The 20,098-nt window shown below is 70.5% G+C and carries 15 protein-coding genes; 3 read left to right on the top strand and 12 right to left on the bottom strand.

Annotated elements, in window-relative coordinates; translation table 11 throughout:
• Positions 1-13: 13 nt before the first annotated feature.
• Positions 14-784 (bottom strand): SDR family NAD(P)-dependent oxidoreductase, encoded by a 771-nt coding sequence (locus tag ATJ88_RS08635; RefSeq protein WP_098463476.1) that lies wholly within the window; start codon positions 782-784, stop codon positions 14-16.
• 65 nt (positions 785-849) lie between these two features.
• Here ATJ88_RS08635 and yidD point away from each other — a divergent pair, with 65 nt between their 5' ends.
• The 3 genes from yidD to ATJ88_RS08620 all read left to right on the top strand — a co-directional run bounded on the left by yidD (position 850) and on the right by ATJ88_RS08620 (position 4,673).
• Positions 850-1,293, top strand: coding sequence for a membrane protein insertion efficiency factor YidD (yidD, locus tag ATJ88_RS18765; protein ID WP_245852271.1), 444 nt, complete (start codon positions 850-852; stop codon positions 1,291-1,293).
• 231 nt (positions 1,294-1,524) lie between these two features.
• Complete coding sequence (locus tag ATJ88_RS08625; RefSeq protein WP_098463475.1) at positions 1,525-3,882, top strand: HelD family protein; 2,358 nt, start codon at positions 1,525-1,527, stop codon at positions 3,880-3,882.
• 38 nt (positions 3,883-3,920) lie between these two features.
• Positions 3,921-4,673: a CYTH domain-containing protein gene (locus ATJ88_RS08620; protein WP_141538638.1), complete on the top strand. Its 753-nt coding sequence runs from the start codon at positions 3,921-3,923 to the stop codon at positions 4,671-4,673.
• Positions 4,674-4,706: 33 nt separating this feature from the next.
• Here the strand turns inward: ATJ88_RS08620 and ATJ88_RS08615 are convergent, their stop codons facing one another.
• The 11 genes from ATJ88_RS08615 to ATJ88_RS08565 all read right to left on the bottom strand — a co-directional run bounded on the left by ATJ88_RS08615 (position 4,707) and on the right by ATJ88_RS08565 (position 19,879).
• Positions 4,707-5,174 carry a GNAT family N-acetyltransferase gene (locus ATJ88_RS08615; RefSeq protein ID WP_245852269.1) on the bottom strand — a complete coding sequence of 156 codons (468 nt, stop codon included), beginning with the start codon at positions 5,172-5,174 and terminating at the stop codon, positions 4,707-4,709.
• A 183-nt stretch (positions 5,175-5,357) separates the two neighbouring features.
• Entirely contained in the window at positions 5,358-6,044 is a 687-nt protein-coding gene (locus ATJ88_RS08610) for a nuclear hormone receptor family protein (RefSeq protein WP_141538637.1), read from the bottom strand.
• A 663-nt stretch (positions 6,045-6,707) separates the two neighbouring features.
• Positions 6,708-7,415, bottom strand: coding sequence for an NADPH-dependent F420 reductase (locus tag ATJ88_RS08605; protein WP_098463471.1), 708 nt, complete (start codon positions 7,413-7,415; stop codon positions 6,708-6,710).
• A 73-nt stretch (positions 7,416-7,488) separates the two neighbouring features.
• Entirely contained in the window at positions 7,489-8,100 is a 612-nt protein-coding gene (locus ATJ88_RS08600) for a TetR/AcrR family transcriptional regulator (protein WP_098465221.1), read from the bottom strand.
• 99 nt (positions 8,101-8,199) lie between these two features.
• Positions 8,200-9,183, bottom strand: a complete 984-nt coding sequence (locus tag ATJ88_RS08595) for a carbohydrate kinase family protein (protein WP_342744842.1) — start codon at positions 9,181-9,183, stop codon at positions 8,200-8,202.
• A gap of 161 nt (positions 9,184-9,344) precedes the next feature.
• Entirely contained in the window at positions 9,345-13,577 is a 4,233-nt protein-coding gene (locus ATJ88_RS08590; protein ID WP_141538636.1) for a GH32 C-terminal domain-containing protein, read from the bottom strand.
• Positions 13,578-13,754: 177 nt separating this feature from the next.
• Positions 13,755-15,173 (bottom strand): glycoside hydrolase family 32 protein, encoded by a 1,419-nt coding sequence (locus ATJ88_RS08585; protein WP_098463469.1) that lies wholly within the window; start codon positions 15,171-15,173, stop codon positions 13,755-13,757.
• 54 nt (positions 15,174-15,227) lie between these two features.
• Entirely contained in the window at positions 15,228-16,814 is a 1,587-nt protein-coding gene (locus tag ATJ88_RS08580) for an ABC transporter substrate-binding protein (protein ID WP_245852262.1), read from the bottom strand.
• An 83-nt stretch (positions 16,815-16,897) separates the two neighbouring features.
• Positions 16,898-17,878 (bottom strand): carbohydrate ABC transporter permease, encoded by a 981-nt coding sequence (locus ATJ88_RS08575; RefSeq protein WP_245852260.1) that lies wholly within the window; start codon positions 17,876-17,878, stop codon positions 16,898-16,900.
• Positions 17,879-17,885: 7 nt separating this feature from the next.
• The gene (locus tag ATJ88_RS08570; protein WP_245852258.1) at positions 17,886-18,728 is read right to left on the bottom strand and encodes an ABC transporter permease; all 843 of its coding nucleotides are present in this window, start codon (positions 18,726-18,728) and stop codon (positions 17,886-17,888) included.
• A 107-nt stretch (positions 18,729-18,835) separates the two neighbouring features.
• Entirely contained in the window at positions 18,836-19,879 is a 1,044-nt protein-coding gene (locus ATJ88_RS08565) for a LacI family DNA-binding transcriptional regulator (protein WP_098463465.1), read from the bottom strand.
• Positions 19,880-20,098 lie beyond the last annotated feature (219 nt).

Genomic DNA, 20,098 nt, shown 5'->3' with positions numbered 1-20,098 from the left:
GACCCGCCGGGGGTCAGTGCACGGAGAACCCGCCGTCGACGTGGATCGACTGCCCGGTGACGTAGCCGGAGGCGGGACCCGCGAGGAACACCGCGGCTCCCGCGAAGTCGGCCGGGACGCCGTTGCGGCCCACCAGGGTGCGGTCCGCGAGCGCCGCGACGCGGGCCGGGTCCTGCTGGAGGCGCTGGTTGAGCGGGGTGAGGACGAAGCCTGGCACGAGGGTGTTGGCGGTGACACCGTGCGGCGACCACGCCTCGGCCTGGGAGCGCGCGAGGGACTCCAGCCCGCCCTTGGACACGCCGTAGACGCTGGAGGTGACGAACGCGCGGTGCGCCTGCTGGGAGGAGACGTGGACGAGCGGGCCGTACCCGCGCCCGGCCATGCCGGGGCCGAACCGCTGCCCGAACCAGAACGGCGCCTCGAGGTTGACGGTCATGGTGGCGTCCCAGACGGCGGCGTCGACGTCGGCCATCGGGGGCCGCAGGTTGATCCCCGCGCTGGACACGACGACGTCGGGCTCGCCGTACGGCTGCGCGGCGTCGTCGGCGGCGGCCTGCGCGCCGGCCCGCGTGGCGAGGTCCCCGACGACGGCGGTCGCCTCGCAGCCCAGATCCGTGAGCTCGCGGACGGTGTCGTCCAGCGCCTCGCGGCCGCGCGCGACGAGCACGACGCGGGCGCCGGCGCGGGCGAGGGCGGTGGCGATGCCCCGGCCGATGCCGGAGCTGCCGCCGGTGACGACGGCGGTGCGCCCGGCCAGCGAGAACAGGTCCTCGAGGTAGCTCATCGGGGCAGCGTAGGCGGTCGTGGACCGTGTCCGGCCGCCAGGTCCGCGGCCGCTAGAGTTCCGGCGTGATCGACGGGTGCGACGGCTGCGGTGACGGGTGCGGGGAGGGCGGCGACGGAGGTCGCGGACGGTCCTGCACAGGTGCGTCGGGCTGCCTCGACACCACCGGGTGCGACGGGCCCGACCGGCGCGACCGGCGGCGCAGGCGGGGGCCCCTGGCCCGCTGGGCGCTGGCCGCGCCCCGGCCGGGACGGCGTCCGCGCCCGCTGCGCTGGTGGTCGCTGCCCCGCCACCTGGGCAGCGCCGCGATCTACCTCTACCAGGGCGTCGTCTCGCCGCGCACGCCGCCGCGCTGCCGGTACGTGCCGACGTGCTCCGCGTACGGGCGCGACGCGGTGCGGACCTACGGTCTCTGGCAGGGGTCGCGGCTCGCCCTCGGGCGCGTCCGGCGCTGCACGCGCGACGTGCCGCCGGGCACCGCCGACCCGCTGGTCGTCGACCCGGGCTGACGAGCCTCGGACACGACGGGCCCCGGTCACGACGGGACCGGACACGACGGGCCCCGGTCACGACGGGACCGGACACGACGACGGCAGGGAGCGCGCTCCCTGCCACTCTCAACGTATAGCGCACGGGGGGTCTTGCGGCAAGGCCCCCCTCGGGGCGCACCATCGAGCCTCCGGACCGGCCGCGCTCCCCTGCCGCGCGGCCGGGAGTCCGCAGTCCGAGGACGGAGCCCCATGCCCCCGCAGACCCTGCGCACGTTCGCCCTGCCCCCCGCCCGCGCGACCAAGGCCGACCCCGCGCTCGTCGCCGCCGACGACGCCCACCTCAGCGCGATCGCCGACCACCTCGCCTCGGCCGCCGACGACGTCCGCGACCGCCTCGCCGCAGCCCGCCGCCGCCCCGGCGGACACGGCCAGGCCGCGTTCGACCGCGACCAGGAGGTCCACCGGCTCACCGGACGCCTGCGGCTCCTGGAGCGGTACGGCGTCGACCTCTGCCTCGGCCGCACGGTCCCCGCCGACGGCTCCGACCCCCTCTACGTGGGGCGCCTCGGGCTGACCGACGCCGACGGGCGCACGCTGCTCGTCGACTGGCGCACCGCCGCCGCCGAGCCGTACTTCCGCGCCACCCGCGCCGACCCGCGCGGCCTGTCCAGCCGGCGCCGCTACCGGTGGCAGGACCGCCGCGTCGTCGACTACTGGGACGAGGTGCTCGACCTCGACCGGCCCGGCGACAGCCTGGCGCTCGACGACGACTCCGCGTTCTTCGGCAGCCTCGCCGCCGGGCGCACCGCGCAGATGCGGGACGTGCTCGGCACGCTCGCCGCCGACCAGGACGCCGTCGTGCGGGCCGGGGCCGCGGGCACGCTCGTCGTCGACGGCGGGCCCGGCACCGGCAAGACGGTGGTGGCGCTGCACCGCGCCGCCTACCTGCTGCACGCCGACCCCGCCGTCGGCGGCCGGCACGGCGGCGTCCTCGTCGTCGGACCGCACGACGGCTACCTCGCGTACGTCGCGGACGTCCTGCCGAGCCTCGGCGAGGACGGGGTCCGGCTGTGCACGCCGGCCGACCTGGAGCCCGAGGGAGCCGTCGCACGACCCGAGACCGACCCGCGCGTGGCCGCGCTCAAGGGCGACGCGCGCCTCGTCGACGCCCTCGAGCCCGCCGTGGCGCTGCACGAGAACCCGCCCACCGGCACCCTGCTGGTCGAGACCCCCTGGGCCGACGTCGTGGTGACACCGCAGGACTGGGCCGAGGCGTTCGCCACCCCGGACCCGGGGACGCCGCACGACGACGCCCGCGAGGAGATCTGGGCCGCGCTGCTCGACCTGCTCGTCGACCGGACCGCCGACGACCTCGGGCACCGGGGCGCCGCCGCGTGGGACGACGAGGGCTGGGGCCGCGACCAGGACGCCTGGGCCCACGACGACACCCTTGACGACACCCTCGACGAGGGAGGCACCGCCGACCGAGGCGCGGACGACGACCAGTTCGACGCCTACGGGCTGACCGGCGAGGACCCCGCCGCGGGCCTGCGGCGGGCGCTCGCGGCGAGCCGGGACCTGGTGCAGACGTTCGGTCGCGCCTGGCCGCTGCTGGACCCGGCCGACGTCGTCGGCGACCTGTGGACCGTGCCCGCCTACCTGCGCCGGTGCGCGCCCTGGCTGTCCGACGCCGAGGTCACGCTGCTGCAGCGCCCGGACGCCCGCGCCTGGACCGACGCCGACCTGCCGCTCCTGGACGCCGCGCGCCGCCGCGTCGGGGACCCGCGCGTCGCCCGCGCGCGGCGCCGCCACGACGCGGAACAGGCCGCCGAGCGCGCCCGCATGGACGACGTCGTCGAGCACCTGCTCGCCACCGACGACTCCGACCTCGGCGTCATGTCGATGCTGCGAGGGCAGGACCTGCGGGCCGCCCTGTCCGGCCCTGCCGGCGCCGACGCCCGGCCCGCCGTCGCGGCCGACGCCCTGGCCGGCCCGTTCTCCCACGTCGTCGTCGACGAGGCGCAGGAGCTCACCGACGCCCAGTGGCGGTCCGTGCTGGCGCGCTGCCCGTCGGGCAGCCTCACCGTCGTCGGCGACCGCGCCCAGGCCCGCCACGGGTTCACCGAGACCTGGGAGGAACGCCTCGCACGGGTCGGCGCCCGGGACGTCGGCCGCGCCTCCCTCACGCTCAGCTACCGCACGCCCGCCGAGATCATGGCCGCGGCCGCGCCCGTCATCCGCGCCGCCCTGCCCGACGCCAACGTGCCCACCTCGGTGCGCAGCACCGGCACCGCCGTCCGGCACGGCGCCGTCGACGACCTCACCGCCGTCGTCGACACCTGGCTCGCCACCCACCCCGAGGGCACGGTGTGCGTCGTCGGCACCCGGCTCGACGCCGCCGCCGTCGGACGGCCCCGCGTGCGGTGCCTCGCCCCCGAGCTCACCAAGGGCCTCGAGTTCGACCTCGTCGTGCTGGTCGACCCGGACTCGTTCGGCGACGGCGTCACCGGTGCCGTCGACCGGTACGTCGCCATGACGCGCGCCACCGCCGAGCTCGTCGTGCTCACCCCACGCTCGACGGGTGAGCGGGAACGCCCGAGCGCATGATCGAGGCCAGGGACTTCGACGAACACCGTGGTGACACCATGACGACCATCCCCTCATACGACGCCGACCAGCTGGCCGAGGTGCTCGCGATGCTGCCCGACGTCGACTCCGTCGAGCTCAAGCTCACCGTCCCCGACGCCGACCAGCGACGCGTCGTCGACGTCCTCGGCATCGACGCCCTCGACGCGCAGATCCGCCAGGTCGCGTTCCTCGACACCCCCGACCAGCGGCTCTCCGCCGCGGGACTCGTCGTGCGGGTCCGCCGCACCCAGGGGCGGGCCGGCGACCTCACGGTGAAGCGGCGGCCGCTGATGCCCACCGACGTCCCGCCGAAGCTGCGCGGCCGCCCCGGGTTCAAGGTCGAGCTCGACGCCTCCCCCGCCGGCTTCACCTGCTCCTGCTCCCTGACCGTCGAGGTCCCCGACCGCAAGGCTCGCGCCCTGCTGCAGGACGCGAGCGGGCTCCCCGCGCTCCTCGACGCCGCCCAACGCGGCGTCGTCGACGACGCGCTGCCCGCCGGCACCACCCTCGACGACGTCGTCGTGCTCGGACCGGTCACGCTCCTCAAGGCGAAGTTCACCCCGCAGGGCGCACCCCGCCGCCTCACCGCGGAGCTGTGGTTCCTGCCCGACGGGTCACGCATCCTCGAGCTGTCCACCAAGGCGGCGCCCCGCGACGCCTTCCAGGCCGCCGCGGAGACCAAGGTGCTCCTCGCCGGACGCGGGATCGACCTCGGCGCCCCGCAGGAGACCAAGACACGCGCGGTGCTCGCCGCGTTCGCGCCGTCCTGACGCGCCTCGGGGAGACGGACCGCGCGGGCCGGGTCACAGCGGCAGCTTGAAGCCCTCGTGCGACTGCGCGTACCCGAGGGACCGGTAGAAGCGGTGGGCGTCCGGGCGCTCCTTGTCGGACGTCAGCTGCGCCAGCACGCAGCCGCGCTCCCTGCCGCGGGCGTGCGCGTACGCCATGAGCGCGCGCCCCAGGCCCCGGCCGCGCAGGCGCGCGTCCACCCGGACGGCCTCCACCAGCAGCCGCGTCGCACCCCCGCGCGAGATCCCCGGGACGAACGTCAGCTGCAGGCACCCGACGACGGCGCCGTCGAGCTCGGCGACCACCAGCTCGTCGTTCCCGCTCGCCTCGATCGCCTCGAACCCGGCCACGTGCCCGGGACCGAACTCCCCCGTGCGGGCCGCAGCCACCGGGTCGTCGGCGATGAGCTCCACCACGCGGGGCAGGTCGGCGAGCGTCGCGGCACGGAACGTGACCTGCACGGCAGGCGAGGAGTCGGGCACGCCGGGAGGCTAGCAGCGCGGCACGGTGGCGCCGGTAGCTTGCGCCCAGGGCGGACCCGCGACCCGCATCCTGAGGAAGGCGACGGCGTGATCGTGTGCACCGGGACGGCCACACCTCATGCACTGGCCCGTCCGCAGGTGGCACCGCAGTCACGGAGATCGAGCGGGGGGCTCGCCCCTCCATCAGGGCTGCAGGGCGGTCACCAGCTCAGTCGCGCGGTGCGGCGCCGTGCTGAAGACGACGAGATGGGTCGCGGTACCGGTGGCGAGCACGGGGCGCAGCCGGGAGAGGTCAACGTCGGCGGCCGACACCGTCGCGCCGCTCGCAGCAGGGAGCGCGCTCGCATCGACAAGCTCGGCGGCGCCCAGGCCGCGCCAGATCGACCCCAGTCCCACCCGCGGGGACAGCGCGTCGGTGACCGTGATGTCCTCCGGCTCGGAGCCAGGCTCCAGGCGACGCAGAACCCTGGGCAGGCCGGACTCCAGCCCCCAGGTGACGTACTCGGTGAGGAACTCCAGGGCCTCCGCGCCGGCCTGCCGCACCGCTGGTGTCGCCAGCAGCCGGCGCGCGCCGGACACCGCCTCCGCCTCGGCCAGCGCTTCGGGCACCTCGTCGGCGAGCTGCCGCACTGCCTCGCGGTCTTCCGCCTCGATCGGCGCGAGCGTCACGGCACGGGACACGGCGCGCAGCGCCGAGGCGTCGTTCGCGCCGAGAGGGAGCACGCGCCACACGACCTCACCCCCGAGGCTCGCGGCAACAAAATTCCCCTTCAGCGCGTCGAGCGCGTGCTCGGCGTCGAGGCGCACCACGGTGCGGCGCGCCTCCACCTGCGAGTAACTGATGGCCCAGTGCCGAGCGGTCGCGATCACCTTCCGAGAATCCACGGGGAAACTCTCCCATCTCGTCCAGCGGCAGCGAAAACGCCTCGGTGGGTGTAGACCCCTGGGGGGTCTTCGTCACTGTCGTCAGGTGGTCTTGAGCGGCACCTCGGAGACGATGGACCCCTCGTCGCGGCCGGTGGCAGTACCGAACGACAGCAGGCGCACGCCGAGGAGTGAACCGAGCACCACCCGACCGGGCCACGACACCCGCCCCGGGTACGACAAGAGACCCCCCGGTTGTGGACCCGGGAGGTCTTCGTCGTCGCTGCTCAACGAGTGTCCGGAGGGGGACTTGAAACCCGCGCGTCCCTCCCCCTGACCAGCAGGGACAACCGCTGACCTGCACAAACCCGTCCTCGCCGGTTCTTCGCAGGCCACCTGTGGTACGTCACCGTTCCCGACGGGAACACTCTCGGCAGCCCTGCTTCGGTGGGGGCAAGGCCGCGCTGTTCCGGTGCCTGTCGAACCGGGTTTGCCCGAAGCCGGTAGCCGCTAGCTCCTACCTGGTTCTCAGTGGTCCTCCCCCTCCCCCCCCCGGAACACTGGTTGTGGAACGACTCGAGACTCCGAACGGTGCGGCCTCCCGTCACCATCGTCCGCCCACCGATGCTCATCTCCTGAACACTGAGCGCCGCGGACTTCGGGAGTCGATCAGAACCTGCGGGCGGCGACGTCCGGGCGGTGCGACGACGCGAGCAGCTCGCGGAGGCGGGCCGCGGTGACGGGTGCGCCCGGGTCGTCGAGGTAGCTCTTGGCGAAGCCGTCGGCGTCGGCCGCGTAGATCGAGGTGTAGGCGCCGGACTCGGGCTCGAAGAGCGCAGACTCGGCGAGCGTCCCGGCATCGACGGTGTCGAAACCGAGGGAGTCCACGATGCGGGAAACGCGCGCCTTCGCCTCCCCGTCGTCGCCGGCGACCAGCAGGGCGGTCCTCGGGTGGGAGTGGGCGAGGCGCGGGATGTGGTGGGCGACGATGTTGTTGAACGCCTTGACGACGACGGAGTCAGGCAGGAGCGTCTGCTCGTACTCGGCGGTCGTGCTCTCGAGCGTGTCGAGCGCCTCGATCCGGCCGTCCCGGTGGGGGTAGTAGTTGCCGGTGGAGAGGATCGTCCGTCCGCCCAGGGCTTCGACGGGCAGGGCCCGGTAGGCGCTCAGGGGCACGGCCAGCACGGGGATGTCGCCGAACTCCGCAGCCGCGCTGGCGTCACCGGCCTGCGCGAGGGGGCCGAGCTCGTCGATCAGGTCGGTCAACGACTCCGGACCCCTCGAGTTCGCGATGAGGACTTCGTGGTCGGCCGCGACGGCCAGGCGGGCGATCGCGCTTCCGATGGGTCCGCTACCGATGATGCCGATGCGATTCATGGTCCCTCCTGGGGCGGTCGTGGTGGTCGGTGTCGTGTCCGCCGGGCAATGCCGTCGGGTAGTGCCGTCGGCACTACTGGTCGTCGTCGGCGCGCACGGGGCGCACCGTCGCCCAACCGGTCCTGGTCAGCTCGGTCAGGGCAGCTGCCGACGCGTCGTCGGCCATTGCAGCTCCGCGGACCCAGCTGTTCGCCAGAGCAGCCAGGAAGAGGTCACGGGCCCGGACGTCGCGGCGCGCACTCCCCTCGTCCTGCGCGGCGCGCAAGAAGCTCTCGGTGGTCGTGATGAATCCCTGACAGGTCACGGCCAGCGGGGACGAGCTGGTCGCTGTCGCGGCACGCAACGGCTCGGGCAGTCCGTCGAACGCCCCTGCCCACGCGGTGATCGCCTCGAGCCACCCGCCGAGTGCATCGGCCGCGCTCATCGATCCGCTGCGCAGGTGGTCGCGCCTGGCCACGAGAGCGTCGTCGCGAGCAGCGAGCAGTGCGGCGAGCAGGCATTCCCGGTTCGGGAAATGCCGGTACAGGGTGCCCGCACCCACCCCGGCCCGCTTGGCGATCGCGTCGAGCGAGCCTGTGACCCCGTACTCGGAGAAGTACTGCTCGGCGGCGTCCAGGATGCGGTCCCTGTTGCGCTGCGCGTCGGCCCGGGGTCGGCGAGCCCTGTCCGTCACCTCTTCCTGCATCACCACGCCCCCTGCCGATCTAGCGGAGACGGTCTCCGTATCCGAATTAAACGGAGCATATCTCCGCTACATGGTTGCGTCAACGCCGAAGGACGCGCCTCAATCGGCACAGCGCCTCGGCCCGACCCTTCTCGTCAACTCCGTGCGGTGCGGGGGGTTCGCTCCTGCGCGCGAGACGGTGACCGCTGCGACCGCGACGCAGCGCTCAAGCAGGGCCACCAGCGCGCCGTCGTCGATCCCGCGCAGTGCGTCACGGCGATCGCCGCCGAGCAAGCCTGCTTGCCACAACCCGTCGAGCAGTGCGCCCATGAAGGAGTCCCCGGCACCGACGGTGTCCACGACCGTCGTCGGTGGCGCTGCCACCCGCTGCTGTCCGTTGCTGCTCACCGCGAGCGCCTCTTCGCCGCCGAGCGTGACGACGACGAGCGCCGGACCGAGGGCGAGCCACGCGCTCGCGATTTCGGCGGGTTCGACTCCTGGCGCGAGCCAAGCGATGTCCTCGTCACTGACCTTGACGACGTCGGCGAGGGCGATGAGCTCCTCGACCCGGGTCCTTGCATCGGCCGGGTCGCCCATGAGTGCGGGTCGCACGTTCGGGTCGTAGGTGAGGGTGGCGTCCGCCCGTGCGCTGATGAGGAGCTGCCGCACCTGGGTGGCTCCGGGCTCGATCAGCGCGGCGATCGAGCCGGTGTGGACGGCGAGCGCTCCTTCGGCGCGGGTTGCCCGCGGTACACGCCACTCGAGGTCGAAGTCGTAGGTGGCAGCACCGTGCTCGTCGAGGTGTGCCGTGGCCACGCTCGTCGCGGCCGCCGCCGTACTGCCCGGGACGAGCGCGACGCCTGCCCCGCGAAGCCAGTTGCGGATCACCTCGCCGTGGTCGTCGTCCGCGATCCAGGTTGCGAGGCGCACGTCGCGCTCCAGACGCCCGAGGGTGAGGGCCACGTTGGCGAGGCTTCCACCGGGGTGTTGGTCCACCGTGGCGTCGGCGCGGTGCACCTGGTCGATGAGGGCCTCTCCGACGACGAGCACGTGCCCGTCTTCCGGTTCCTGGGGCGCGCGCTCCAGCATGGTCGCGGTCGTCACGTTCGTTCCTCCGTCGTGAACCGTGCGGTTGCTTCGCCCGGTGTTCGTGGTCTTGGGTCGCTCGTCCAGCCCGACGCCGGGCGGGACAGGCACGGGCACCCCTTGCGGGGCACCCGTGCCCTGGTCGGTCTGGCCGACCTCCTCACGCTGGCGTGGTCAGCTCACGGCGTCGACGGTTCGTCGACCGGGACGTTGATGTCGTCGACGCTGAGGTGTCCGAAGCCGCCGGTGGCCTCGTCCACGATCTCGACGTAGAGCTCCTCGCCGATGTAGGCCGAGGCGTCGATGTTTCGCCGCTTGTACTGGGCGCGCAGTGTCTCGTTGGCGTTGCCGGTCACCCTGGCGAGAACCTCGCCGCTGTCAGCACGCACGAGGGCGACGTAGAGCTTGTCGAGGTCGTACCCCCCTGCGGTGAGCAGGTCGATCCTGCCGTCACCACCGAGGGTGAACGGATCCGAGCGCAGCCGACCCGTCGCGTCGTCTCCGACCGCTTCGTCGAAGCCCCACAGGTGGCAGCGGTCCTCGCTGCCCCATGCGTTGGCCTGGCGGAACGGGCCACCCCAACCCCAGTCGGTGGCGTCGGTGACGTTGGCGTCGCTGTAGGCGTCGCCCTCGACGACGGTCCATCCGGTGAGGTCGCACGTGGCGAAGTCGCCGTTCGTCAGCTCGTTGGCGTCCTGCACTGCTGCCGCTTCCTCGTAGTGCGCCGGCGTGACCTTTCCGTAGGCGCCGTCCAGATTCCAGACCTCGAGGGACTTGACCTTGACATTGGAGCCGCCGAGGACGTGCAGCCCGACGGAGTCGGCGAGGGTCGGGTAGACGCGCGTCGTCATCGACTTCTCGTCGTCGACGAATGCTTCGACGACGGAGCGGTCGACGTAGACGTGCATCGTGACCTTGCCGTTGGCGCCGACCTCGAGGGGGCCCTGGTCGACGCCCTTACGGGTGTCGGGGTCCAGGCTGGAGCGGTTCCGGTCGAGGGTGAGAGTGTCGGCCTCGCGATCGACGGTGAGCGCGGTGCGTTCGGTGCCGTCGCTGCTACGCCGCACCTCGAGGCCGGCGTCCGTGCTTGCCCCGTCCTTCGAGCTGGGGGTGATCTGCAGCTCGGCCTCGATCTCGAGCAGGTCGCTGAACGTGTCGTGCTTGTCGTCGAGCGTGGCGTTGGTGCGCTCGACCGACTTGTTCTTGACCGAGAGGACCTTCTTCGAGCGCAGCGACTGCAGCTCGTCCACCGGCTTGAGGCCGGCATCGCCGTCGTCGGTGAGGGTGAGCTCGACCGGCAGCCCCATCGAGTGCGCCCAGCCGGCGTCGTGGTGCTCGTCCTCGCTGCGCCCGTCCTGGGTGATGGTGAACAGCAACGACCTGCCCTCGGGGTCGACCATCCCCGAGGGTCCGGTGAAGTGCTCGCCGTAGTCGAAGAGCCGCGGCTCCTCGTGGTCGGGCACGAACATGTGGGCGTCGCGGTCCCACTCCCCGACCCAGTAGTAGGTGTTCTTCGCGGTGTTCTCGTCGTAGCCCTCGAACCACGGGTTGACGACGAACACGTACTTCGAGGCGCCGTCCTGCTCACCGAGCGGCAGCAGCACTGGAAGCTCCCACACCGTCCCGGTCTTGGGATACGTCTGGGCGTCGCCGATGAGCAGCGGGTTCTGGTACTCCCAGTTCACGAGGTCGCGGGAGGTGTAGACCAGGGCCGTGCCACCGACCTTGGTCTCGCCGTCGACGATCCCGGATCCGACGAGCTGGTACCAGATGGGCTTGCCGTCCTCGGCGGTCTCCTTCCAGACGAACGGGTCGCGGAACTGGCCGAACCACGGCGTGCCGACGGGTGAGGTCAGGTCGGGCTCCTGGACGGTGACGGGCTCCGGCTCGAGGCGCCACTCGGTCAGCGGGCTCTGCGCGGCGCCGGGTACCGGCCATGCGAGTCCGGTCGCCTGGTTCGGGACCGTGGAGTCGTTGCCGGCGGTGTAGAACAACACCGGGTTGCCGTCCGCGTCGGTCGTCGCGCTGCCGGACCACACCCCGTCAGGTGTGACGGGCTCGGTCGGGGGGATCGCGACGGGCAGGTCTTCCCAGTGGACCAGGTCGGTGCTCACGGCGTGGCCCCAGTGGATCTGGTGCCAGTACGGGCCCTGCGGGTTGTGCTGGTAGAAGATGTGGTACTTGCCGTCGAACCAGATGGGTGCGTGCGGTTCGTTCATCCAGTGCTCTGGCGGCAGGAAGTGGTACTGGGGACGGTAGCGGTCCCCGTCGAACCGTGACCGGTCGGGCTGCAGGTCGTCGGTGGAGGTGTCGCCGCCCTCGGCAGCGGTGGCGGCGACCTGCTCGACGCTGAGGAGCTCGTCGGTCACGGTGAGCTCGTCGATCGCGCCGTTCCAGGAGTTGGCGTGGAACGTGCCGTTGATGACGGCTGCTTGGTTGTGCCGTGCGATGAGCAGTGGCTGGTTGTCTGCCGCGAGGATGCGGGTCCCGGCGCCGATGTCCTTGGTCGCGACCTGCTCCCCGTTGAGGTAGAGCCGCATGACGCCCGAGGCAGCGTCGTAGGTGGCGGCGACGTGGCTCCACTCGTACGTCGGCAGGACGGCGTCCTTCGGGGCGCGCAGCGAGTGCCAGGCGATGCCGTCGCCGAGCTCGAGCCCCCAGGCCCCGTGGCGGTACATGCCGAGCAGGTACCCGGTCTTGGCGTCGGGGTCGTGCTGGTTGATGATCGCCGAGGCCTGCCCGAGGTCTCCCCACTCGTAGGAGCGCGGGGCGACCCAGGCCTGGATGCTCAGGATGCTGCTCGGGGTCAGGGCGGTGGCCCCGTCGCGCTGGATGGAGGTCGAGTAGCCGTCGAACAGCAACGACCCGGCCTTGACGCCCTCGCTCCACAGCGGGTCGGAGTCCGGCTTGTACTTGGCGTCGTTGAACACGTAGGCCACGTCGTCGACGGTTCCCGACCCGTCGTCGCGGGCCTTGGTGCCCGACGTCTCGTCGAAGGACCAGTGCATCGGGTCGTTGACGAGCGTGCGCACCCCGTCGACGTTGAGGTGCCCGCTGGCGGAGTCGTCGACCAGGCGCAGGTAGACGGCCTCACCGAGGTGCTCGCCCACGTCCAGCACGGCTTCGTCGTAGACGTCCCCGGTCGAGGCGACCGTCGTGCGTGCGAGCTCCTGGTCGTCGGTGGCCGAGTGCACCGCGACGTACACGTCGGGGTCGCTGGTGCCGCTGAGCAGGAGCCGGACCTCGCCGCGGCCACCGACCAGGAACCGGGGGGAGGTCAGGCTTCCGGTCAGGCTGTCGTCTCCGTCCGCGCCGCCCCACAGGTGATAGGTCCCCTCGGCGCCGAACGGCTCACCACCGGGCGTGGTCGTCGCGGTGCTGACGTTGGCTGCGGTGAACGCCTCGCCGTCGGCGCTCCACCCGTCCAGGGTGCCGGACTCGAAGCCGGCGTTGTCGAACTCGTGGCCCAGGACGTCGACCGTGGTGTCGAACGCGTCGACGTTGATGTGGCCCCAGCCACCGGTCGCGCTGTCCACGACCCGCAGGTAGAGCTCCTCACCGAGGTGAGCGGTCGCGTCCCAGCGCACACGGCTGTACTTCTCGGAGTCCGCGAAGGCCGTATTCGTGGCACGCATCAGCTCGGCGTCGTCCGAGGCGCGGTGCAGCGCCACGTACAGGTTGTCCGGATCGTTGCCGCCGCCGATGAGGAACTCGATCGCGCCGGTCCCGGCGAGGGTGAATGTCGAGGAGGTCAGGGTGCCGATCGCCGAGTCGGGCATGTCCTTCGCACCCCACAGGTGGTAGGTCCCGTCCAGGCCGAACGGGCCGCCCCATCCCCAGTCGGTGGCGTCCGTGACCTGGTCTGCGGTGAAAGCCTCCCCGGTCGCGGTCCAGCCGGTCAGGTCCCCGGTCTCGAATCCGGGGTTGACGACCTGCGTGATCGACTGCTCGGTGAACGTGCGCACGTCGTCGAGGTTCAGGTGGCCCCAACCTCCTGAGACGTTGTCGACGACCTCGAGGTAGAGCTCCTCGCCCAGGTGGGCCGAGGCGTCCCACACCACGCGGCTGAGCTTCTCCGAATCGGCGAACGCGGTGTTGGTCGCGCGCATGAGCTCGGCGCCGTCGGAGGCTCGGTGGAGCGCCACGTACAGGTTCTCCGGGTCGTTCCCGCCGCCCAGCAGGAAGCTGATCTCCCCGATGCCGCCGAGGGTGAATGCAGAGGAGCGCAGGCGTCCCGTCGGTGCGTCGCCCCCCACAGCGGCGCCCCACAGGTGGTAGGTGCCGTCCGGGTTGAAGCAGCACCCCCAGCCCCAGTCGGTGGCGTCGGACACGGACGCATCGGTGAAGGCGTCGCCTTCGACGACGTCCCATCCGGTCAGGTCGCCCGACTCGAAACTCGGGTTCTCGATCATCACGGGCGCTGTCGCACGAGCAGCCGGAGCCACCACGAGGACCGCGGTCGAGGTCAGGGTCAACGCCAGCAAGGATGCGGCAAGCGCTCCTCGTGGTCGACGACGGGGCAGGTACATGGCGAGGCATCTCCTTCGATGTCGTTCATGCAAGGGGGCAAGCGTGGAAAGCTGGCGGCCTCAGGCGACCGTCGGCTCCGGGTCGGCCTGGCGAACTGCGATCTCGGTCAGCGACGCACGCGGGAACACCAGCTGGGTCACGGTCGCGCGTCCGTCGGCGGCGTAGAGCTCCAGCACGCAGCCGTCGAGGACGATCTGCAGGTGGGTCTGCGGCTCGTCGGGGAGGTGGACGGTGTCCACGGAGGCGAAGGTCTCGTGGAAGTCGACGGATCCCGAGGCGGTCCGGTCACAGGTGATCGTGCGTCTGTCCCCGTCGACGGTGACGCGCACGACGTCGTCGCCGTCATGGGTCGACAGCTCGATCTCGGTGTGGCGGCCAGGCGTGGTCGGCACCACGAGGTCATGCACGACGAGGCCGGGGCGGGGATCTGCCGGCAGGACCGGGCGTTGCGCGACCCGCGGGCGTCCGTCAGGCCACCGGACGAGGTCGACCTCACGGGCCAGAGACATGGTCGAGCGCCACGGAGCCGTGGGTGTGTCGCCGGCATAGTCCCAGTTCGACGCCCATCCCAGCATGACTCTGCGGCCGCCCGGCACACCGGAGAAGGACACGGCGGCGTAGTAGTCCCGACCGTGGTCCAGCCAGTCCGGCCCGTCGGTCGTCGCCTTATCGTCGTCGGGTACGAACTCGTACCCGTCGAAGTCGCCCACGAAGTACTGGGTCCCGGAGCCCCCGGCGGGACCACCGGGGTTGAGGCTCACGACCATGACCCAGCGGCGGACGTCGGTGCCGCGGACCGGGAGCTCGAAGAGGTCAGGGCACTCCCACACTCCGCCGGTGGCGCCCCACGGCCCGAAGTGCGAGGCGAAGGTCCAGTCGATGAGATCGGACGAGGTGTAGATCGCCACCCGGTGATCCGTTGCCTCCACGACGACCATCACCCAGTGGCCGGCTTCTCCGCCGTACCGGAAGACCTTGGGGTCCCGGAACTCCGTCGAGCCGATGTCGAGCACAGGGTTGTGGGCGTAGCGCTCCCAGGTCGTCCCGGCGTCCAGGCTGTACGCCAGGGACTGCGCCTGGATCCCCGCACGCGGGTGCTCACCGGTGTAGGCGCTGGTGTAGATCGCGACCAGCGGCGTCTGCCCGGCGGCCCCGAAGCCGGAGGTGTTGGCCTCGTCGACGACTGCACTGCCGGAGAAGACTTGTTCGGTCGGCGTCGCTGCGATCGCGACGGGCTGATGGTCCCAGGTGACCAGGTCCTGCGACGTCGCGTGCCCCCAGGAGATGTTGCCCCAGCCGCTGCCGAAGGGGTTGTTCTGGAAGAAGAGGTGCCAGGTGCCGTCGTGGAAGAGCAGGCCGTTCGGGTCGTTGAGCCACGTGTCCCGGGCCGTGAAGTGGGCGACGGGTCGCAGGTGGTCGGCGGCGGTGTACGTCTCGACGGGAGCCGCGTTCTCGGTGGTGGTCACGTGGGCTTTCATCCTCCTGGGGCGGGTGGTGCGGGGCGGGGCTCGCGCCCCACCCCGCTCGTGCCGTCAGCCGGCCGCGGTGAACCGGTCGTAGGCCTGCTGGTAGATCCCGGTCACGTCGTCGATCCCGAGTCCGTCGAGCTGGGTCGTGTACGCGTCCCACTCCTGCTCGATCGAGCCGTCGACGGTCCAGGTCGCGAACTTCTCCTTGACGAGCGTGTTGATGTCCGCCTGCGCGAGGTTGATCTGCTCGAGCTCGTCGTTGGAGAGCATCACCGGCGGGTAGATGTCGTTGGCCTGGAAGGGGGCGTAGTACTCCTCGACCAGCGCCTGCCGTTCGGCGGCGCGGGGCTCCGGGGCGACGACGTCCACGAAGTCCTGGCGAGTGGTGACGACCGGACCGCCCGGGGCGACCTTCTGACGGCGTTCGCCCTCCGACTCGCCCTCCGCGGCGGGGATCTGGACGAGCACGCCGTCGGCGTTCTCCTCGAGGGTGACACCGATCGGCCCCCAGGACGCCTGGGCGGACATGACGGGGTCGAAGATGCGGTCGACCCAGCGCATCGTGGCCGCCGGGTACTCGTTGGCCCGGGTGATCGCGAACTTCCCGCGGCTGATCTCCTGATTGTTCGTCACGCTGGCCAGGCGCTGGCCGTTCGTGCCCTCCAGGACACCGACCAGGGCATAGTCGTCGACGCGGTCCTCACCGACGACCTCCTTGAGCTCCCACCAGAAGAAGGAACCGAGCACCGGGGTGTCGGCCTTGCCCTTGGCGAGGTAGGCGACGTCGTCCTGGGAGAACGACTCGGGGTCGATCAACCCGTCGGCATACCACTCCCCCAGGGCCTTCACGCCGGCCTTGTACTCGTCGGTGTTCGCGGTGAACTCGACGGTGCCGTCCTCGACGATGCGGTGGTCGTTGTTGTCCGGCTGGCCTCCGAGGGCCGTGATCAGGTCCCACGGGTTCGCGCAGAACGAGTCGGGCCGGAAGCTCAGCGGGATCTCGTCGGCCTTGCCGTTGCCGTTCGGGTCCTGGGTGGCGAACGCGGCCAGCGCGTCGCGGTACTCGTCGATGGTGGTCGGCATGGGCAGGCCGAGCTCGTCCAGCCAGGTCTTGTTGATGAACAGGAAGTTCGGGTACGGAAGGATGCCCAGTTCCTCGACTGACGGCAGCGTGTAGATGTGGCCGTCGGACGCGGTGATGGCGGCACGGATGTCGGGTCGCTCGGCGAGGATCGCCGACAGCGTCGGAGCGTGCTCCTCGATGAGGTCTTCGAGCGGGATCAGCGTGCCGTTGCTGCCGTACTGCACGACCTCCGCGTCGGTCAGCCCGGTGTTGTACAGCGCGTCGGGCAGTTCGCCCGAGGCCAGCATCAGGTTCTTCTTCTCCTGGAAGACCTGGTCGGGCAGGTTCTGCCAGTCGATGGTGATGTTGGTGTCCTGCTCCCACTGCTGGACCAGTTCCATGGTCGCGTAGTCGGGGGCGAGCGGGGACTTCGTGCCGCCGAAGGAGAGCGTCAGGTTCTCCTCGACGATCGGCAGCCCTTCGGCCTGGAAGCCGAAGTCCGCGGAGGCATCGGCGACCTCGGCCGGCTCGCCGCCGCCGGAGCACGCGGCAAGGGTGAGGGCGGAGAGCGTCAGGGTGACGGGCATGACAAAACGACGGTGTCTCATCGGGTTTCCTTGTTCTGTGTCGGAAAGGGATTGGTCTGGTGGGAAAGAAGAACCGAGGGGCGTCAGCTCTTGACGGCGCCGAGAAGCGCGCCCTTGGTGAAGTGCTTCTGCATGAACGGCAGAGCGATGAGCAGCGGCGCTGAGGAGATGACGATCATTCCGTACTTGATCAGCTCCCCCAGGCGCTGGGCGGCGGCGTAGGAGTCGAGCGCTCCGGAGCCGCCGGCCGCCGTCACCTCGGATTGGATGAGCACGTTGCGCAGCACGAGCTGGAGCGGGTACATGCGTTCGTCGTCCAGGAAGATGAGTGCATCGAAGAACGCGTTCCAGTTCGCGACCAGGTGGATCATCACCATGAGCGCGATCAGCGGCTTCGACAGCGGCAGGACGATTCGAGCGAAGAAACGGAAGTCGTTGGCCCCGTCGAGCTGGGCGGCATCCCGGAGCTCGTCCGGGACGTTGCTCTCGAAGAAAGACCGGGCGATGATCAGGTTCCACACTCCGACGGCGCCGGGCAGGATCACGGCCCAGATGGTGTTGAGCATGCCGAGGTCCTGGACGACGAGGTATCGGGCGATCAGGCCGCCGTCGATGAACATCGTGATGATGAACAGCAGCGTGAAGAACTTCCGTCCGTAGAGGTCCTTGCGCGACAGGGCGTAGGCCCCGCACAGGATCACGGTGACGCTGACCAGGGTCGCCAGCGTCGTGTACAGCAGGGAGTTGCCGAACCCGCGCAGGATGCCGGGGTCCGAGAGGATCCTGGCGTATCCGTCCAGGGTGAAGCCCTGGGGCCAGAGCCACACGTCGCCGTTGAGGATCGCCGACGGCTCGCTGACCGAGGCGATGACGATGAAGTACAGCGGATAGAGGATCGCTGCGATCGCCAGGACAAGCACGGTGCCCACGACGACGTCGTGCGCACGGTCGGCCGTGCCGATCTTCGGGAGCCGGCGGCGCACCGGTGTGACGGCCTGAGGGGCGCGACCGGTACTCGCGGGCGGGGTGGCGACCACGGGGTCGTGGGGGGCGGTGGAAGTCACGGCGTCATCACCACAAGCTCGACTGGTTGGCCCGCCGGGCGACCCAGTTGAAGGTCAGCAGGAGGGCGAGGTTGATCAGGGAGTTGAACAGGCCGATCGCGGCCGAATAGCTGAACTGCGCGCCCTGCAGACCCGTCTTGTAGACGTAGGTCTGGATCACTTCGGACGTCGGGATGTTCAGGTCGGTCTGCATCAGCAGGACCTTCTCGAAACCGAGGTTGAACAGGTTGCCGATCGCGAGGATGAACAGGATCGTGATGACCGGCATGATCCCGGGGATGTCGATGTGGCGGATCCGCTGCCACTTGTTCGCGCCGTCGACGCGGGCGGCCTCGTGCAGCGCAGGATCGATCGCCGTCAGGGCAGCGAGGTACACGATCATCGAGAAGCCGGCGTTCTGCCAGATGTCCGACCCGATGTACAGCTGCCGGAACCATTCGGGTGAGCCCATGAAGAACACCGGCTCGCCGCCGAACGCGGTGATGGCGTTGTTCACAATCCCCGACCGAGGCGAGAAGAGCAGGAAGATCATTCCCACTACCACCACGACAGAGATGAAGGACGGGGAGTAGAGCACCGTCTGCGTGAACTTCTTGAATCGGTCGCTCTGCAGCTGGTTGACCATCAGCGCCAGCACGATCGGCACGGGGAACGCGATGAGCAGCCCGAGGGCGTTGATCGACAGGGTGTTCGTCAGCAGCCGCTCGAACTGGAAGGACGTGATGAAGCGCTCGAAGTGCTCCAGCCCGACCCACGGGCTGCCGGCGAATCCGTCAACAGGGTTGAAGTTGCGGAATGCGATCTGCGCGCCGTACATCGGCCAGTACTTAAAGACCAGGACGTACAGCACAGCCGGAGTTAGTAATACGTATAACTGCCATGATCGGGCAGCCCGCTTCCACGCAGGAAGCGGCCGCGGCCGCGTCTGCCGATCAGCGACAGGAGGAGCATGTGTCGTCATGCGGTGCGCACCTTCGCACTTGCCACTGATCCACGCGTGACCAGCGGACATTCGATGGGGTAGTCGGCGACATCGCCGACCGGAGGATTGAGCAGCGACCGGAGCGCGTCACGGGCCATCCGCTCGAAGGGCAGCGCGAGCGTCGTCAGACCTGGATCCAGGTTGGGCGCCAGCATGTCCTGATTGTCGAAGCCGACGACCGAGCAGTCGTCCGGAACGTGCAAACCCAGCGACTCGAGCGCCCGATAGGCGCCCCACGCCGTGCGGTCGTTCCCGCAGAAGATGGCGGTCGGCGCCTCACCGGTCGTCATGAGATCGCGCGCCAGGGTGAGGCCGTCGTCCACGTCACCCGTCCCATAACGCACCAGGCGCGGGTCGAACCCCACGCCGCTCTCGTCAAGGGCACGCCGGTAGCCGGCGAGGCGACCCAGCCCCGCCGGGAGGGTGGAGTCCGGCGACTGGATGTTGATCATCGCCACCCGCCTGTGCCCGGCGTCGAGGAGCTGCCGGGTCGCGGAGTAGCCGCCTGCCTCTTCGTCGGGGAAGAAGCTCAGGACCCGGTCCTCGGCCTCTTGAGCGTTGACGACGACGGTCGGGACGCCCTCAAGCGCGCCAGGGAGCTGCACCACCCGGTGGTACATCGACGCATAGATGACCCCACGGACTCGGTAGGAACGCATCATGTCGATGGCGGCTGCCTCGAGGTCCGGATCGTTGTACGTGTCAACACTGAGGATGACGTGACCGGTCTCCCAGGCGAGTTCCTGAGCACCCTTGAGGAGGCGACCCGCAAAGGGTGCACTGGCAACCTCGTCCGAGATGAAACCCACCATGCCCGACTTACCGCTGCGCAGCGATCGAGCGTACGCATTCGTCCGGTAGTCAAGTTCAGTGGCAGCTGCCATGACACGGTCACGAGTCTTTGCCGATACCCGGCCGTCGTGCGCGCCGTTCAGCACCAGAGAGACGGTCGCCTGGGAAACACCCGCCAGAGTGGCGACGTCCCACATCGTCGCCTGCTTCTTCGCGCGCCGGGCCATGCGTCGCCACCTCCTTGGAGCGTTCGTTAATCGTATGACTGAGAGGAAGTTACCCCGTCGGACGCTCGTCGTCAACCATGATGTCGACACGCGGGCCCCTGGTAGTGACGGCCGAGGCCGGCGTGGAGACCAAGCAGCTGCAGCGGGAGAACGCCAGGCTCCAGGCGCGGGTGTCGAGTGCTTGACCGAGGATCGCGATCCCATCGCACTACACCCAAG

It is taken from the genome of Isoptericola jiangsuensis (assembly GCF_002563715.1).
GTDB lineage: Bacteria > Actinomycetota > Actinomycetes > Actinomycetales > Cellulomonadaceae > Isoptericola > Isoptericola jiangsuensis.
Note: the sequence above shows the minus strand (reverse complement) of the source record. Positions and strands in the feature narration are given on the sequence as shown.

Excerpts from the sequence above, each read along its gene's own strand:
- ATJ88_RS08635 (WP_098463476.1), bottom strand. The coding sequence starts at position 784 with ATGAGCTACCTCGAGGACCTGTTCTCGCTGGCCGGGCGCACCGCCGTC.
- ATJ88_RS08625 (WP_098463475.1), top strand. The coding sequence starts at position 1,525 with ATGCCCCCGCAGACCCTGCGCACGTTCGCCCTGCCCCCCGCCCGCGCG.
- ATJ88_RS08620 (WP_141538638.1), top strand. The coding sequence starts at position 3,921 with ATGACGACCATCCCCTCATACGACGCCGACCAGCTGGCCGAGGTGCTC.
- ATJ88_RS08605 (WP_098463471.1), bottom strand. The coding sequence starts at position 7,415 with ATGAATCGCATCGGCATCATCGGTAGCGGACCCATCGGAAGCGCGATC.
- ATJ88_RS08600 (WP_098465221.1), bottom strand. The coding sequence starts at position 8,100 with ATGCAGGAAGAGGTGACGGACAGGGCTCGCCGACCCCGGGCCGACGCG.
- ATJ88_RS08590 (WP_141538636.1), bottom strand. The coding sequence starts at position 13,577 with ATGATCGAGAACCCGAGTTTCGAGTCGGGCGACCTGACCGGATGGGAC.
- ATJ88_RS08585 (WP_098463469.1), bottom strand. The coding sequence starts at position 15,173 with ATGAAAGCCCACGTGACCACCACCGAGAACGCGGCTCCCGTCGAGACG.
- ATJ88_RS08580 (WP_245852262.1), bottom strand. The coding sequence starts at position 16,814 with ATGCCCGTCACCCTGACGCTCTCCGCCCTCACCCTTGCCGCGTGCTCC.
- ATJ88_RS08565 (WP_098463465.1), bottom strand. The coding sequence starts at position 19,879 with ATGGCCCGGCGCGCGAAGAAGCAGGCGACGATGTGGGACGTCGCCACT.